The sequence below is a fragment of the Desulfovibrio legallii genome (assembly GCF_004309735.1).
GTDB classification, from domain to species: Bacteria; Desulfobacterota; Desulfovibrionia; order Desulfovibrionales; family Desulfovibrionaceae; genus Desulfovibrio; species Desulfovibrio legallii.
The window spans coordinates 44,443-59,486 of record NZ_SIXC01000007.1 but is presented as its reverse complement, the minus strand read 5'-3'; the positions used below and the strand labels follow the sequence as shown (position 1 = coordinate 59,486).

The following is a 15,044-nucleotide window of genomic DNA, read 5'->3' as shown; positions in this document are numbered from 1 at the left end:
CGCTCACTTCTAACCTGGATACGTCGTCATGGCCTCGGACCAACTGCGCAAAAAATGGGGCACTGTCTTCATGGGCGAGCGGGAAGCCTCCGAGGCCCAGCTCGATGCCCTGCAAGAACCGGCCCTGCGCCAGCGCCGCCGGCAGCAGCAGGAGGAAGACTACCTGGCGCGGGTGCGCGCCAGAGCCGAGGAGCGCGCGCGGGAAATTCTGGGGGCCGCCTATGCCGAGCGTCAGAAGGTGCTGGACGAGGCCCGCGACGAAGCCGTGGCCGCCGCCAAGGCGCTGACCCATGAGGCGACAGAGCTGCGGGACCATGCCCGTGCGGCCCAGGAAGCGGCGCGGCAGGAACGCGAATCGGCCGTACAGCTGCGGGAAGAAGCGGCCCGCCTGCGCGAGGCCGCCCATGACGAGGGCTTTCAGGCCGGTATGGACGCCGCCGGAGCAGAACTGACCGCCTTTCGGCAGGAGCTGGGCCAGAGCCTCGCCACGCTGCTGCGCCGTCTGGAAAAGCGTCAGGACGCCCTCTGCGCCTCCTGGCGCGAAGATCTGACGGCTCTGACCCTGGCCGCCGTGGAGGCGGGCACGGGCTGGCTGCTGCACAGCGAGCATGAGGCCGTTCTGCGCCGTTTGGTGCTGGAGGCCGTCAACCTGCTGGAAGATCGCACCAGCATCAGCGTGCGCGTGCACCCTGATGACGAGGCCTCTGTGGGCGGATTGTTTCAGGCCGCGCGGGAGCGTGCGCCCGAACTGCGTCAGTGGGTGGTCACGGGCGACCCGAACCTGGAACCCGGCGATCTGGTGGCGGAAAGCGGCAGCGGCAGCGTGGATTGCCGCCGGGCCTATTTCAGCGATATGGTGGCGGGCGTGCTGACCCACCTGACCCTGCCCCAGCGCCCCGAAGAAGCTGCGGAAGCCGCCGCCCTGGGTGACCTTGTGGCTCAGGAGGCGGCGCGTCTGGCCGCGCCGGACGCCCCTGCGGGAGCAGAATCCCCTGCTGCAGCAACCCTACACGCGGTGGCGCCGGAGGCCGCGCCTGCAGCTCCGGAAGGACCTGCCAGCGAACTTTCCGCCCCCGACGCGCCTTTGTCGCAACCTGCGGCCCCGACGGCTTCTTTGGAACAGGGTATTCCCCCTGTCGCGCCGGGACCGACTTCTCAGACCGCTGCGCCCCCGGCAGACAGCTCTTTGTCCGCGCCTGCCGCATCCGGCACTATGCCTGCAGAACTCCCCGCCACGGACCCCTCCGCGCCGGACCCTCACACGGCGACTGTGGCGGCATCCGCCGTGCCTTCTGAGTCCCCTTCCGTTGCCGCAGCAGCAGAATCCCAAAGTGTGCCGCCTCTGGACGAACCTCTGGCGCCAGAAACGGCTGGCGCTGCGCCGTCGGCCCCTGCTGCCGCGCCCTCTGTGGACGGTGCCGGCGCTGCTGTTTCCGCCGGAGCGGACGCCGCTGCGCCGTCGGCCCCGGCGGAAACCGTCACGCCTTCCGGTCTGGCCGCGTCGTCCGGTTCAGGTGTGTTGCCTTCCGCCGCAGCAGCGCCGCAGCAATCGGGACCGTCCTCAGCGCATCCGGCCGCAGCGGTTGCGGCCGAACCCAGCCTCGCCGAACTGGAAGAAGAACTTTTTCCGCTGGAAGAAGACGATGCGGCCCGCAACGTGCTCACTCAGGGCGGCTTTCTGCCCGGTGCGGACCATGAACGCTGAGGGGGCGGCATGAAGCTGGACCCGCAAGCCTGCGCCAAACTGCTGCGCGCCGGCGACCCCGTGCGCCTTTACGGCAAGGTCAACAAGGTGGTGGGCCTGGTGGCCGAGGGCAGCGGCTTGCGCGCCCCCTTGGGCGCGGTCTGCCACATGTTGCCTGACGACGGGGAAGAAAGCGGCATTGCGGCCGAGGTGGTGGGCTTTCGCGACGGCAATCTGCTATTCATGCCCTATGGGGACATGCGCGGTATCCGCCCCGGCAGCCGCATCCGCAACACCAGCCTTCCTCCGGTCTTTCCCGTAGGGCCGGATTTGCTGGGCCGGGCTTTTGACGCCTTTGGCACGCCCCTGGACGCCGGGCCGCCCGTGAGCGCGGAAATATACACCTCGCCCCTGCCCGTAGGGGAGGCCGCGCGGGCCGATTTCTCCCGCCAGATGGAAGAACAGCGGCCGTTTGCGCCCACATGGGCGGCGGAGGCCCGCCAAAACTGGCAGCCGGAGCTGGCCCCCATCTATACCGACCCGCCGAGCCCCCTGCAGCGCCCCCGCATCACGGACATTCTGGACGTGGGCGTACGTTCGGTGAACAGCCTGCTCACCTTGGGCAAGGGCCAGCGCGTGGGCATCATGGCCGGGTCCGGCGTGGGCAAATCCACCCTCATGGGCATGATGGCCCGTTACACCCGCGCGGACGTTAACGTCATTGCCCTTATCGGCGAACGCGGCCGCGAAGTGGTGGAGTTTATGGAGCGCGACCTGGGCCCCGCGGGCATGGCCCGGTCCGTGCTGGTCATCGCCACCTCCGACCAGTCTCCTCTGGTGCGCATGCGCGCGGCCTATGCGGCCACCGCCGTGGCGGAATACTTTCGCGACAAGGGCATGGACGTGCTCCTGATGATGGATTCCGTCACCCGCTTCGCCATGGCCGCCCGCGAAGTGGGACTGGCCGTGGGCGAACCCCCCACCACCAAAGGCTACACCCCCTCGGTTTTCGCCCAGCTGCCCAAGCTGCTGGAGCGGGCCGGGCGTTCGGCTTCGGGCACCATTACCGGCATCTATACCGTGCTGGTGGACGGCGACGACTTTACCGAACCCATTGCCGACGCCGTGCGTTCCATCCTGGACGGCCATATTGTGCTCACCCGCGACCTGGCCGACCAGGGGCACTTTCCCGCCATCGACGTGCTGCGCTCCATCAGCCGTCTGCGTTCGGACATTTGTCAGCGGCAGGACGTGCAGGCGGGCCGTGTGGTTACCCGCCATATGAGCACCTTCCGCCGGGTGGAGGATATGGTCAATATCGGCGCTTACGCCAAGGGCTCCAACCCGGAAATCGATGCCGCCATAGTCAAGATGCCCGCCATCAACGCCTTTCTTCAGCAAGACGTGGGCGACCCTCAGAATCTGGAACAGAGCATGGCCCTGCTGCGCGCTCTGGCCGATATGCCTGCCTCCCCTGTGCCTGTTGCGGAGGCGTAAGCGCAACAGGGCTGTCCGGTGCAGCGCCGGAGTGGGGTTTACTGAACATAGTAAATAATTTTTATAAATTAACTGAATTTTATGTACAGATAATATATGGTAAACTATATAATTAAAGAATTTTGTTACAGCCATCGGTTTGCTGTTGCAGCCTGATCCAAAGAATAAAAGTTTCAGGGGAGGAGGCGCGGCAGCCCCTTTTTCAAACGGGTTCTTCCCCGCAAAGCGTCGCGGCTCTGCACGGCCCCAAGGGGCTGCGACGAAAAAACTTGCGCTTTTCGGCACATGCGCTTGAAGGCCGTGGCGGCCTGTGCTAGCGTCAAAGACGTACCCGGCCCGGCACGCCGTGTCCGGGACCAATTCGGGCACATCTGCGCCAGGGGAGCCGCCATGTCCCTCAGCCGTTTGCTGGGCTTTTTTCTGCCTTCCGCCAAACGCCAGGAGCGGTCCGAAGTCCGTTCGCCCGACGAGGCCGAGCGGCTTTTTGCCTTGCGACACCATTCCTTCAAACTTTTCCTTACGGCCTGGAATACCTTTCAGGAAACAATGGCCGATGTGGAATATACCCTTTGTTGCGACCATCCTTTTGGCCTCTACCGGGTGCGCGCCCTGTGCACCAAGGTGGCCACCCAGGTCTTTCAGTGCATCCAGCAGCTGGAGCGGCTGGACCCAGGCCCCTGCGCCGCGCTGTACGAGCGCTTTGACCAGTTGCAGAAGCTGGTGGCCTGTGAGGTCTACGAGCCGGAATCCTGTTTGCTGGGGCCCTTGACCCTGCCCCTGGGCCAGGGGCAGGGGGCGTTGCACGAGGCCCAGGTGGATCCGGCCACACTGCGGCTGGAGGCCTTGCGCGGGCGCTTTCCTGAGGCTGTGCCGCAGGGCTTTGTCCTCACCGGCGCAGGCTGTCGGCATTTTTTCCAGCACGGCGACCTGCAGAGCGAAATCAACCGGCGCATCCAGGCTGCCGGGGGGCTTGCCCCCATGCATCTGGCCAAACTTTCCCGCCAGCTGGGCCAGTTGGTGGAGGCCACCCCCTTGCCGGAGGAACTGAGCGACGCGATTCTGACGGAAGTGGCGCGGCTGCGCCAGGGCTGCGATCCCGCGTCCATGCGGCTGTTGCTGCGTGGCCGGGTCTGGCCGCCCGAAGCCCCCACGGAAGAAGGCTGCGGCATGGTGCTCTGGGGACCGCCCGTGCCCCTGGACGCGCCGGACGCGGCCATTCTGGAGGCTGTGCACAAAACTCTGGCCGGCAAACAGCGCGCTCAGGCCCTGGTCTACCGTCGGGCGCGCGGGCTTACGGAGGGCGGGGCAGGGCTGTGCGTCACCTGCCTGGCGGTGGAGGCAGGCTGCTGGGGGGGGCTGGTGCAGTCCGCCGCGCCTTTGCGCCCGGAGAGCCCTTACGTCCACGTCTACGCCTGTGAGGGCCTGCCACAGGATCTGGAATATTCTGCCTTGCCCGTGGATACGGCGCAGGTAACCCGTGCCGCGCCGCAGCGCGTGGTGGAGCGTCATCCGCACCGGGTGTTGCGCCCTGTGCTGGACGAGGCCACGGCGCTGCAGGCGGCCCGTCTGGCCCTGGAGGTGGAAGAAGCCGAGGGCGCGCCCCAGGCCGTCACCTGGGTGCGCACGCCAGCGGGGCAGGCGCGGCTGCTCATGACCCGTCCCATGGTCCGCCCTCCGGCCGCGCTGCCGGAGGAAGCCGCGCCCCCGCCGGAGCTGGACGACGCCATATTGCTGGAAGGGGGCTTTACGGTCAATCCAGGCAGAACCTGGGGCCCGGCCTGGGTGGCGCGTCGCTGGGACGACGCCCGGCGTTTCCCCACGGGCGGCATCCTGGTGCTGCCGGACGACAACTACATGTGGGGCGCGCTTATTGACCGTGTGGCCGGGCTGGTGGTGGAGCGCGGTTTTCAGGGGTCGCGCCTGGCCTCGCTGGCGCGGGAGTTTGGCAAGCCCGCCGTGTTTGGCATGGCCTGGGCCACGGAAGTGGTGGAGAACGGCCAGCCCGTGACCCTTTGCGCGGACCTGCGCACGGTCTACATGGACCGCCGCGAAGCCGTGCTGCCCAACACCCCGGCGGGGAAGGACTATATGCCCGGCAGCCCTGTGTACCGCATTCTGCAGAACGCCTCGCGCCATATTCTGCCCCTGACTCTGGAGGTGGACAGTGTGGACTTCAAAGCCGCCAACTGCGCCACCTACCACGATATCGGGCGTTATTGCCATGAGCGGGCCGTGAGCGCCATGTTCAGCCTGGGCGCGGCCAAGGCCTACGCGCCGCAGCGGGTCAAGCAGCTTCGGGACAAAGTGCCCAAACAGTTCTGGGTGGTAAACCTGAGCGACGGCTTTCGCGTGACGCCGCCGGGGCCGGTCATCGACGTGGAGGACATCGCCTCGCGCCCCATGCTGGCCCTGTGGCGCGGCATGAACGCCTGGCCCTGGCAGGGGCCACCGCCCGTGGATGGCAAAGGCTTTTTGTCCGTACTGTTTGAGGCCACGGCCAATCCGCATCTGGACCCGGCCTCGCAAACGGCGTATTTCACTGAAAAGAACTATTTTTTGGTTTCGCGCGATTATTGCAGCCTGCACTCGCGCTTTGGCTTTCATTTTGTTTCGGTAGAGGCGCGGCTTTCCGAGCGCGTTTCCGAAAACTATCTGAATTTTCAGTTGCGCGGCGGCGCTGCGGATATTGAGCGTCGTATGCTGCGAGTGCGTTTTGTGGCCGATATCCTTTGGGAATTCGGCCTGGCTCCGGCCCTGCATAACGACGCCGTGAGCGCCACCCTCAAGGGCTTTGAACCGGAGGAAGGCGCGCGTCTGCTGGCCGTGGCCGGCTATATGACCATCCACACCCGCCAGCTGGACATGATCATGCAGGACGCGGCCCAGGTGGCTGTCCGGCGGGAAGAAATGCTGCAGCACTGCCGGGCCTTGTACCGGGGCGAACCGCTCAGCGGATCACCGGCCAGGGACGCAGCGCAAAAGGCCGCGTCCGTGACCGCCGCGCCCGACGGCGGGGAGGGAAACTGATGTCTGTGGTGGCCGCCGCGCCCCTGCGCGGGTACAAAGTCATCTATCGCCGCCTGTTGGCGACCCTGCTGCTCATGGCCCTCACGCCTCTGGTGGCGCTGGGGCTGTTTTGCCTGGACCGCCTGGGGGCTATTTATGATGAAAAGATCAGCGCGGGCATTGAGGCTGTCATCAGCAGCAAGCACCGCGCCCTGGACACCTTCATGGTGGAGCGTGTGGCCCAGATCAAAACGCTGGCCTTCACCCACAGCTATGAAGAACTGAGCGACCCCGCGCGCCTGAGCGCCATTTTCAGCGTCATGCAGTCCAACAGCCGCTCCTTTGTGGATGTGGGCATCATCGGCATGGACGGCAGACATGTGGCCTATGTGGGGCCCTTTGACCTGCGCGCAGCCAATTATATGGAAGCCGACTGGTTTGGGGAGGTGCTGCGCAAGGGCGTGTATGTGAGCGACGTGTTTCTGGGCTACCGCCATGTGCCGCACTTTATTGTGGCCGTACTGCGCCATGTGGGCGGGCGGAGCTTCATTCTGCGGGCCACCATCGACATGGACGCCATCGACGCCCTGCTGCGCCGCGTCTACTCCGGCCCGCACAGTGACGCTTTCATTGTCAATTCCAAGGGCGTACTGCAGACCGCCTCCCGCTACCACGGCGGCATCATGAGCCGCTTTGACCAGCCCCTGCCGCCGACGGGCCGGGCTGGCGTGGTCACCAGCCGCATCACCACGCCGGACGGACAGGAAATGCTCAGCGCCATGATGCCCCTGGAATCCATGCCCTGGGTGCTGGTGGTGCTGGACGACGTGCGTGAAAGCCTGCGCCCCTTGCGGCAGCTGCGGGCTCTCATCACCTTCTTTATGCTTTTGGGCGGGGCGCTGGTCTGCGTGGGGGCGGAGCTCTGCACCAGGCGGATGGTGGCCTCGCTGGAGGCCGCAGACCACCGCCAGGCCCACATAGACGCGCGCATGCTCCAGTCCAGCAAGATGGCGGCCCTGGGCAAGATGGCCGCCGGCGTGGCCCACGAGGTCAACAATCCCCTTATGCTTATTCAGGAAAACGCCGGTTGGATCCGCGACCTGCTGGAGGACGAAGACCCGGCAAAAATGAAAAATTACAAAGAAATTTCAGAGAGTACGGAAAAGATTGAGCAACATGTCAAGCGGGCCAAGGGTATTACCCAACGCATGCTCGGTTTCGGCCGCCGCATGAACCCAGGTCGGACGGAAATCCTTATTAACTCCTTGCTGGACCAGGCCGTGGACATGCTCAAAACCGAGGCCACGGGCCGCAATATCGCCATTGTCAAAGAATACGACAGTCAGACGCCGGTCATTCTTTCCGATCCGGCCCAGCTGGAGCAGGTCTGCATCAATATCATCGACAACGCCATTGACGCTATGGGCAAGGACGGCAGCCTGACCATCCACACCCGGCCCCATAAGGACGGGGTACAGGTGCTCTTTACAGATACCGGCCCCGGCATGGATCAGACTACCATGAAACAGATTTTTGACCCCTTCTTTACGACCAAAAAGGTGGGGGAGGGCACGGGCCTGGGCCTGGCCATCTGCTTTACCATTCTGGAAAAACTGGGCGGGCGCATTGAGGTGCGCAGCACCCCCGGCGAGGGCAGCACTTTTATCGTCACCCTGCCGGCGGAACCGCCCCAGGCCGCGGTGGAAGCTCCCGTCCAGGACGAAAACGAAGACGCGGGCACGCTGTAAGCGGGGGGTCGCCCCAAACGGCGGACGACAAAAACGGCAACAGCGGCAAACGTGGCAAGGAGGCCCCATGCGCGCACTGTTTGTGGACGACGAAGTGGAATTTCTGGATCTCATGCACAAACGCCTGACCCGGCGCGGCATGGAGGTAGTCACCGCCCCGGACGGCAAAACGGCCCTGGACCTTTTGGAGGCCTCTCTTCAGCCGGGGGGCGCCGCCTTTCAGGTGGTGGTCATGGACGTGCGCATGCCCGGCATGGACGGGCTGGAAACTCTGCGCCATGTGAAGGAAAAAGCCCCCGGGCTGCCCGTTATCCTGCTGACGGGGCACGCTTGCATGGGCGTGGCCGTACAGGGGCTGGATCTGGGCGCGTATGATTATATGCTCAAGCCCGTGGCCATCAGTGAGCTGATCATCAAGATGGAAGAAGCGGTCCGCTCCGCTGCAAGCTGATGGCTGTCCTCAATGCTCTGCGCCGTTGGCTGGGCCGCGGTTCTGCCGAGCCGGATCCGGAGGCCCAGGCCCGGGAGGAGGCGCTCAAAGCCCGCCTCAGAGAGCGCTGCGCGCGCTTCCGGCGGCTGCTTGCGTCCAACAAGAGCGCCCTTGAGGCCATGAGCGAAGTGGAGGAGCGGTTGGCTAGTCCGCGCCCCTTTGGCATGGACTCGGTGCAGGCCGTCTGTACCCGCGCCGTCACGGCGGTGTTCCAGATGGTGCGTGAGCTCAACGCTCTTTCCGACAATGCCTACCTGCCTCTGCAGGAAGCCTTTGAGCGCATCCGCGCCCAGATGGAGGCCCTGTTGGAGGAGCCGCCGCACCCAGAGGGGCCGCTGGTGTTGCCCCTGCCGTTGGTCCGGCTGGAAGATATGCCGCAGGTGGGCGGCAAAATGGCCAATCTGGGCGAAGTGGCGGCCCATGCGGGCCTGCCGGCGCCCGACGGCTTTGCCGTTACCGTAGCGGCGTATTACCGCTTTATGGAATACAGCGGCCTGCGCGAGGAGCTCAGCCGCCGCATCCAGGCTACAGATATGCAAAGTCTGGACGCGGTGTTCAGCCTCTCCGCCGCGCTGCAACAAGCCGTGCTGGCCGCGCCCCTGCCTCCGGAACTGGAAAAAGCCATGACAGAACAGGTGGCGGTCATACAGGCGCGGACAGAAGGGGAGCTGCTTCTGGCCCTGCGCAGCAGCGCCGTGGGCGAAGACGCCCTGGGCGTGACCTTTGCCGGACAGTACCGTTCAGAACTGAACGTGCCGCCCGAAGAAGTCTGCGAGGTCTGGAAGGAGATTGTGGCCAGCAAGTACGCCGTCACGGCCATGAGCTACCGTTTTCAGCACGGCATTCCGGACGACGCCGCGCCCATGAGTGTGGGGGTGCTGGCCATGGTGCCTTCGGCCGCGGGCGGCGTAGTCTACAGCCGCGACCCTGTGGCCGCCGCCAGAGGGGAGGAGCGCGTGGTGATCAACGCCGTGCCGGGCCTGGCCAAGGCCGTGGTGGACGGGGCCGTGACGCCGGACGTCTTCGCTTTCAGTCATGAGCACCCGCCGCGTCTGCTGCGCAAAGATCTGGCGGGCCGGAAGTCCAGCCTTACGGATGCCCAGGCCGCAGAGCTGGCCCAAATGGCCCTGGCGCTGGAAGAGTATTATGCCGAACCCCAGGACGTGGAGTGGGCCCTTGATGCCCGCACGGGCCGCTTGACGGTTCTGCAGAGCCGCCCCCTGCACGGGCTGGAAGCCGTGGCCGCGGCGGACGCCGCTCAGGAGGCGCTGCCCGAAGGGCTTGTGGTCCTGGCGCGGGGCGGCGTGGGCGTGAGCCCCGGCGTGGCCTTGGGCCAGGCCGTGGTTGCGCGTAAAGAGGCGGACATGCTCTCCTTTCCCAAGGGCGGCATCTTGGTGGTGGAACGCGCCCTGCCGCGCTGGGCGCCCCTGCTTTCGCGCGCGGCCGGGCTTGTCAGTGAAACCGGCGGTATGGCCGGGCATCTGGCTTCGGTGGCGCGGGAATATGGCGTGCCCGCTCTGTGCGGCCTTGCCGGGGCCTGCAGCCTGCTGGAAAAGGCCGGAGAAGTGACCCTGGACGCCGGACGCAACGCGGTTTTCGCCGGGCTGCAGTCACAGCTGGTGCCCGCCCTGGCGTCCAAACCCAACCTTATGGCGGGCAGCCCCGTGTACCAGCGCCTGGCGGCTTTGGCCAGGCTGATGGTGCCGCTGCGGCTGCTGGACCCGGAAGCGCCGGAATTCGCGCCGGAGTATTGCCGAAGTCTGCACGATATCACGCGCTTCTGCCACGAAAAATCTGTGGAGCTCATGTTTAGCGACAATGCCGGTCTGCCCGGCCAGATGGGTAAGCAACTGCGGGTGGGGGTCAAGCTGCAGTACTGGCTGGTAGACATGGGCGGCGGCTTTACGGAGCCGGTCACCGGGCCGGTAGTGGAGCTTGAACAGATCGCCAGCCTGCCCATGCTGGCCCTCTGGGACGGCATGGTCGCCGTGCCCTGGGCCGGGCCGCCGGCCGCCAGCGCTTCGGGATTCATGAGCGTCATGATGGAAAGCGTCATGAATCCCGACCTGGAAAGCACGGCCCCCAACGCCATGTCGCAGCGCAACTTTTTTATTATTGGCAGCGGCTATATGCTGTTGCAGGCCCGGTACGGCTACCATTTCTGCACAGTGGAAAGTCAGGCCGGACCGGATGGGTATGAGAATTTTGTCAGCTTCCAGTTCAAGGGCGGGGCGGCGGACAGCCAGCGGCGGCGGCTGCGCGCGGCCATGCTGGCGGATTTGCTGGAGGGGCGCGGCTTTCGTGCGGACGTGAAGGACGATTCGCTTTTTGCCGTGGCCGAGGGCGAAGCGGCAGAAGCGGTGCTGCGCAAGACGCGCCTTTTGGGCTATCTGCTTATCCACACCCGGCAGGTAGACATGATCATGCTGGACGCGGGCCGGGCCGCGGCCCTCAGGGAAAAGCTGTCTGCGGACATGGACGGCCTGGCCGACCGACCGCTGCCCTGTCGCTGACCTCACACCCAACAGCCCGGATGAAAAACTGTCCTTTGGAGACGCCTTATGCCCTATGTCAACATCAAGGTCACGGGCGGCGCGGAAGCGCCCACCACGGAACAGAAAGCGGAACTCATTCAGGGCGTGACCGATCTGCTGGTCCGCGTGCTGGGCAAAAACCCCGCCACCACTGTGGTGGTCATTGACGAGGTGCCCATGGAAAACTGGGGCATCGGCGGCGCTGCCGTTGCCTGCCGGCGGCAGCAGCGCTGCTGATGCGCGGGCGGCGGCTGGTTCAGGGCTTTTCCCGCCAGCGCCGGGCAAGCGCGCCGAACGCCCTGACCACATCCGCATAGGCCGTTTCCGCACTGGCGTCAAAGGCGTTTGCTTTTCGGCTGGTCAGGATCAGCACGGCGCGCAGACCGTGTTCCGAATAGAACGGTTTTGCGAAATAGGAACGGACGCCTTGCGGCGCGAACAAAGCCCAGTCAATGGATTTAACGCTGTCCAGCGTGTCTTCCACCATGAGCGAATGTAGGCCGAAGCGTTCCACATCCTGCGCAATGGTGCCTTCATAGGCGTGCTGCATGCCCCATTCCAGGCTTTCAAAGACCTTTCCCACCCCATAGACGGCCACCCGTCCGCTGTTCATCTGGATATGTGAGAGCATAAGGCCGTCCACTTCCGGGCCGCAGGTGGCGTACAGGTCCTCCAGGGCCGGGCGCAATTCGCCCGGTTGGAGGGCCGCCAGGCCGTCGTCCGCCACGGGCTGCAGCCTGGGGTCCACGCTGATCAGCGCGGCCCGTACCACCTGCAGGTCCTGGCCGCCCCATAAGGTCAGTCGCGCATGGGCGGAAAACAGCCCTCGCTCCCCATTGCCCAGCAGCAGCTTACCGGCCCATGCGTCGTGCTCCACCGCTTTGCCCGCCGCACGGAAGAACTGCGCGCGCTGTTCTTCCGGCACCACATCCTCCAGGGTCAGTTGTCGCCCGGTCTGGTCTTCGCCGATAAACAGCGCCCGCGCCGCGTCATTGGCGTCGGCAAGCCGGCGGCTTTTACTGTCGACCGTGAAAACAGGGTAATCCGCATCGCCCACCCGCATGCGCAGTTGGGCCTTGTAGCACTCCGATTCGTAGCCGCCGGGCAAAAAGGCTTCTTTTAAAAAGCCACTGTAAATATCCTGCTCTGGTTCGGGCCAGCCTTGCAGCATCAGGGGTCTGCGCCCCTCATCGGTCTTAAGACGGAAAATGGCTGCCGCCGGTCGCGCCGCATGGATCATATCCCAAAATTCCATAAGCAGGGGATAGTCCTGCTCCATAACAATCTGTTTGCGGTAGGCGGCGTTTTTGAGCAGTTGCGGCGCGTCAAAACCGGCGTCGTTCCATTGTGTAAAAAGTTTCAGGCGCGACTCGCGCCGGCAGATGCTCCACATCAGGCCGGGAAAGCCTTTGCGCCATTGGTGAAAACGCGGCATGACTGCTTCCTTGTTTGCCGGGGCTGCGGCGAAAGCCGCTGACCAGCCAGTAAAATGGATTCCTTGTTCGGCGCAAGCCTTTTTTTTCATTATTGGTCATACCAATTTTTTTTTACGGAGATAATCAGGGCAAAACAGCGGGCATTCTGCAGCATACAGCAGGACAATATGCTAAAAATAAAGTTTTGGTCATACCAAGAATATATTTTTTCTTAATTAAATTATCATGGTTATAGAATGCTAATAATAAATTAAGGAATTGTTGCCAATTTTTTCACGTGGAGCAATATGGAGGCAGACAGCGTCACGGACGTTTTGCCTGGAGGCCGCCATGCACACGCCGGCAACAGCGGAAAGTATTCTGGAACAGGCCCTGCTGCAGGGCCGCTGGACGTTGTTTGAGCGCCTGCCCGCCGAACGGCGTCTGGCCGAGGAACTGGGCATCAGCAGGGCTACATTGCGTACGGCCCTGCGTACTCTGGTAGGCCGGGGCATTCTGGAAACCCGGCGCAACAGCGGCACCTTTGTGCGGACCTTGCCCTGTGCCCCGCAGACCTCCGGCCCGGACGACAGCCTGCAGGCCATGAGCGTTGTCATGCCCCCTTTGTTGTCGGCTGTGGCCGGCTCTTTTGCGCCATCGGTCATGCTGACCCTTGAGCGTCTGCTGCCTTCGGTGGGCATGGCGCTGCACAGTGGGGACATGCGGCTTCTGGCCCGGCACCATCTGCATTTTTTTTCCACCTTGCTGCAGGCCGTACCCAATGCCCGCCTGGCTCAGGCCGGAGCGTGCACCCTGCCCGACGAACGCACCCTGACCCGCCTGCTGGAAGGTTGCAGCCAGGCCCGGCTGGAGGAGCTTTTCAAGCATCTGGCCCGCACACTGCATGGTTTGCGTCACGCCGACCCTCAGGCCAGTGTGGCCGCCGTAACGGCATACGTTTCCTGTCTTTTGCAATATCGGGAGGAGAGCCGATGAACCGGCGCGCTTTTTTACGAGGGGACTGGCGGCCGCCTTGCCCCGTCAGTGCCGACGATGCCGCTGCGGCATGGGCTGTGGGCGACGAGGGGACGCCGCAGTTGCCCCCGGACTTTACGCCGGCGCTGTTGCGCCTGGAAGGGCTGCGTCTGGGGCTGCCCGTGGACCGTATGAGCAAAGAGGCATTGGTTTACGCCGTTGCGCGAGCCTTGCGCGCCGGAACGCGCGCGCCCGCGGCAACGGAAACCCCGCAAGCCCAAGGAGGCTGCAATGGCTGATCTTAACATCCCTTATCTTGAAGAGCGTAAACTTGTTAAGCGGTGGCAGGGGCCTTGGCCGGTACTGGCCAACATGGTGGTGACACTTTCCATTTTTGCCGTTACCTGGTGGATTTTTCAGGACCCGCGCGGCATCATGCGTTTTTACACGCCCTATGTGGGGTACAACTATTGCCGCTGGTGGCTGATCATCCTGATCTGGATGGCCTACATCTTTGATTTCTGGCCGTTCAAACGGGAATGGGTCCGTAATGCGCATCCCTTACAGAAAGGGCTGGTGCTTTCGCTGGTTTCCGTCGGCATCATGATTATGATGATCCACGGCTTTTTTGAAGGTATTCTGGGCAATTTTGCCTTTGCGTACTTTAATCCGCACCAGTTACAGAAGCTGCCGGGCCTGACTGAATTTTACTCCACGGAGTACGCGGCCCAGGCCTGCATGATGTTCGCGGTCATTGCCTCGTGGATCAGCCCGGCCTGGATCGTGGCGCTGGAAGGCCACCCGTGGCAGAACGAACGCCAGCCGGTCAAAGGCTTCAGCATTTGGCTCGGCACCTTTTGCCTCAGCCTGATCATCTATTTTATGACCATGCACAACCACATGGGCATTCTGTATTACCCCTGGCAGTATTTCACAGCCATCACTCCGCCGTACTGGGAAAATTTCGCGCATACGGTTTCGGCCAACTTCCATGTGGCCTGGATCATGTGCTGCACGGTGGTGGTCTGGTTTATGGAAGGCATTTGGGAGCGTTACCCTTTCTGCCTCATCAAAACGCCGTGGCTGCGGCGTTGCGCGCTCTTTTTCGGCATTATCGCCATCTCTGTGGCCCTGTGCTTCTTCTTCTGGTATATGCAGGAGCTGGTGTGGGGCGACGCCATCCGCGGGCACCGGCGCGACGCCGCTCCGGACTGGCGCTGGCTGCATGTGGGCGAAACGGCCATTTTCTTTCTGGTGCCGGCTTTGTTTGTGCAGTTTTATTGCGGCAACTGGCCCCATAAGTTCAGCACACCCGTCAATATGCTTGTCCGCACGGTTCTGGTGGCCCTGGGCGGCATTGCCCTCTACTGCCTGTACTACAAGTATGCCCACTTTGTGCTCGGCACCCAGAAGGGCTTCTCCCACCCGCAGCAATTTCCCATGATCCCCACAATCTGGCTGATAGACATCTGGTTGATCAACTGGTGGTTCATGGACGGCTGGCCGGGCTGGAAGCGTGAAATCCGCAGCACTGATGAAGTCCACGCCGAAGAGCAGGCCTTTATTGCCAGAAATGCCTGGAGCCCGGCAATGGCGCCCGGCTTGCTGGTGGGCATTGTTGTCGGCGTTCTGGTCTATTTTGCCATTGTGGCTGTGTTGCCCTGGTGCAGCGCTCACTTTACCCTGGTGCAATAG

The 15,044-nt window shown here is 63.7% G+C and carries 11 protein-coding genes; 10 read left to right on the top strand and 1 reads right to left on the bottom strand.

Annotated elements, in window-relative coordinates; all coding sequences use genetic code 11:
* Positions 1 to 28: 28 nt before the first annotated feature.
* The 7 genes from EB812_RS07000 (at position 29) to EB812_RS06970 (ending at position 11,196) form a co-directional block, all read left to right on the top strand.
* Entirely contained in the window at positions 29 to 1,705 is a 1,677-nt protein-coding gene (locus EB812_RS07000) for a FliH/SctL family protein (RefSeq protein WP_118228812.1), read from the top strand.
* A gap of 9 nt (positions 1,706 to 1,714) precedes the next feature.
* Complete coding sequence (locus tag EB812_RS06995) at positions 1,715 to 3,181, top strand: FliI/YscN family ATPase (RefSeq protein WP_130957963.1); 1,467 nt, start codon at positions 1,715 to 1,717, stop codon at positions 3,179 to 3,181.
* Positions 3,182 to 3,571: 390 nt separating this feature from the next.
* The gene (locus tag EB812_RS06990) at positions 3,572 to 6,208 is read left to right on the top strand and encodes a PEP/pyruvate-binding domain-containing protein (protein WP_118228814.1); all 2,637 of its coding nucleotides are present in this window, start codon (positions 3,572 to 3,574) and stop codon (positions 6,206 to 6,208) included.
* The gene (locus tag EB812_RS06985; RefSeq protein ID WP_118228815.1) at positions 6,208 to 7,935 is read left to right on the top strand and encodes a sensor histidine kinase; all 1,728 of its coding nucleotides are present in this window, start codon (positions 6,208 to 6,210) and stop codon (positions 7,933 to 7,935) included. The genes EB812_RS06990 and EB812_RS06985 overlap by 1 nt, the downstream gene beginning before the upstream one ends.
* A gap of 67 nt (positions 7,936 to 8,002) precedes the next feature.
* Complete coding sequence (locus tag EB812_RS06980; RefSeq protein ID WP_118228816.1) at positions 8,003 to 8,386, top strand: response regulator; 384 nt, start codon at positions 8,003 to 8,005, stop codon at positions 8,384 to 8,386.
* Positions 8,386 to 10,938, top strand: coding sequence for a PEP/pyruvate-binding domain-containing protein (locus tag EB812_RS06975; protein ID WP_118228817.1), 2,553 nt, complete (start codon positions 8,386 to 8,388; stop codon positions 10,936 to 10,938). Before EB812_RS06980 ends, EB812_RS06975 begins: the two co-directional genes overlap by 1 nt.
* Positions 10,939 to 10,986: 48 nt before the next feature.
* Positions 10,987 to 11,196, top strand: coding sequence for a tautomerase family protein (locus EB812_RS06970; protein ID WP_118228818.1), 210 nt, complete (start codon positions 10,987 to 10,989; stop codon positions 11,194 to 11,196).
* 19 nt (positions 11,197 to 11,215) lie between these two features.
* On the opposite strand, the gene EB812_RS06965 is transcribed toward EB812_RS06970, so the two are convergent.
* On the bottom strand, positions 11,216 to 12,394 hold the full coding sequence (locus EB812_RS06965) for a hypothetical protein (RefSeq protein WP_118228819.1): 1,179 nt from the start codon (positions 12,392 to 12,394) through the stop codon (positions 11,216 to 11,218).
* Between the two features lie 331 nt (positions 12,395 to 12,725).
* On the opposite strand from EB812_RS06965, the gene EB812_RS06960 reads away from it, so the two are divergent.
* Genes EB812_RS06960 through EB812_RS06950 form a run of 3 tightly spaced genes read left to right on the top strand, consistent with a single transcriptional unit; the run spans position 12,726 to position 15,044 of the window.
* Complete coding sequence (locus EB812_RS06960; protein ID WP_118228820.1) at positions 12,726 to 13,370, top strand: FadR/GntR family transcriptional regulator; 645 nt, start codon at positions 12,726 to 12,728, stop codon at positions 13,368 to 13,370.
* Positions 13,367 to 13,648: an apoptosis regulator Bcl-2 gene (locus EB812_RS06955; RefSeq protein ID WP_118228821.1), complete on the top strand. Its 282-nt coding sequence runs from the start codon at positions 13,367 to 13,369 to the stop codon at positions 13,646 to 13,648. Before EB812_RS06960 ends, EB812_RS06955 begins: the two co-directional genes overlap by 4 nt.
* Complete coding sequence (locus tag EB812_RS06950) at positions 13,641 to 15,044, top strand: hypothetical protein (protein ID WP_118228822.1); 1,404 nt, start codon at positions 13,641 to 13,643, stop codon at positions 15,042 to 15,044. The genes EB812_RS06955 and EB812_RS06950 overlap by 8 nt, the downstream gene beginning before the upstream one ends.

Coding starts and splice junctions, on each gene's coding strand:
- EB812_RS06980 (WP_118228816.1), top strand. CDS start 8,003: ATGCGCGCACTGTTTGTGGACGACGAAGTGGAATTTCTGGATCTCATG.
- EB812_RS06960 (WP_118228820.1), top strand. CDS start 12,726: ATGCACACGCCGGCAACAGCGGAAAGTATTCTGGAACAGGCCCTGCTG.
- EB812_RS06970 (WP_118228818.1), top strand. CDS start 10,987: ATGCCCTATGTCAACATCAAGGTCACGGGCGGCGCGGAAGCGCCCACC.
- EB812_RS06950 (WP_118228822.1), top strand. CDS start 13,641: ATGGCTGATCTTAACATCCCTTATCTTGAAGAGCGTAAACTTGTTAAG.
- EB812_RS06990 (WP_118228814.1), top strand. CDS start 3,572: ATGTCCCTCAGCCGTTTGCTGGGCTTTTTTCTGCCTTCCGCCAAACGC.
- EB812_RS06995 (WP_130957963.1), top strand. CDS start 1,715: ATGAAGCTGGACCCGCAAGCCTGCGCCAAACTGCTGCGCGCCGGCGAC.
- EB812_RS06975 (WP_118228817.1), top strand. CDS start 8,386: ATGGCTGTCCTCAATGCTCTGCGCCGTTGGCTGGGCCGCGGTTCTGCC.
- EB812_RS06955 (WP_118228821.1), top strand. CDS start 13,367: ATGAACCGGCGCGCTTTTTTACGAGGGGACTGGCGGCCGCCTTGCCCC.
- EB812_RS06965 (WP_118228819.1), bottom strand. CDS start 12,394: ATGCCGCGTTTTCACCAATGGCGCAAAGGCTTTCCCGGCCTGATGTGG.
- EB812_RS06985 (WP_118228815.1), top strand. CDS start 6,208: ATGTCTGTGGTGGCCGCCGCGCCCCTGCGCGGGTACAAAGTCATCTAT.
- EB812_RS07000 (WP_118228812.1), top strand. CDS start 29: ATGGCCTCGGACCAACTGCGCAAAAAATGGGGCACTGTCTTCATGGGC.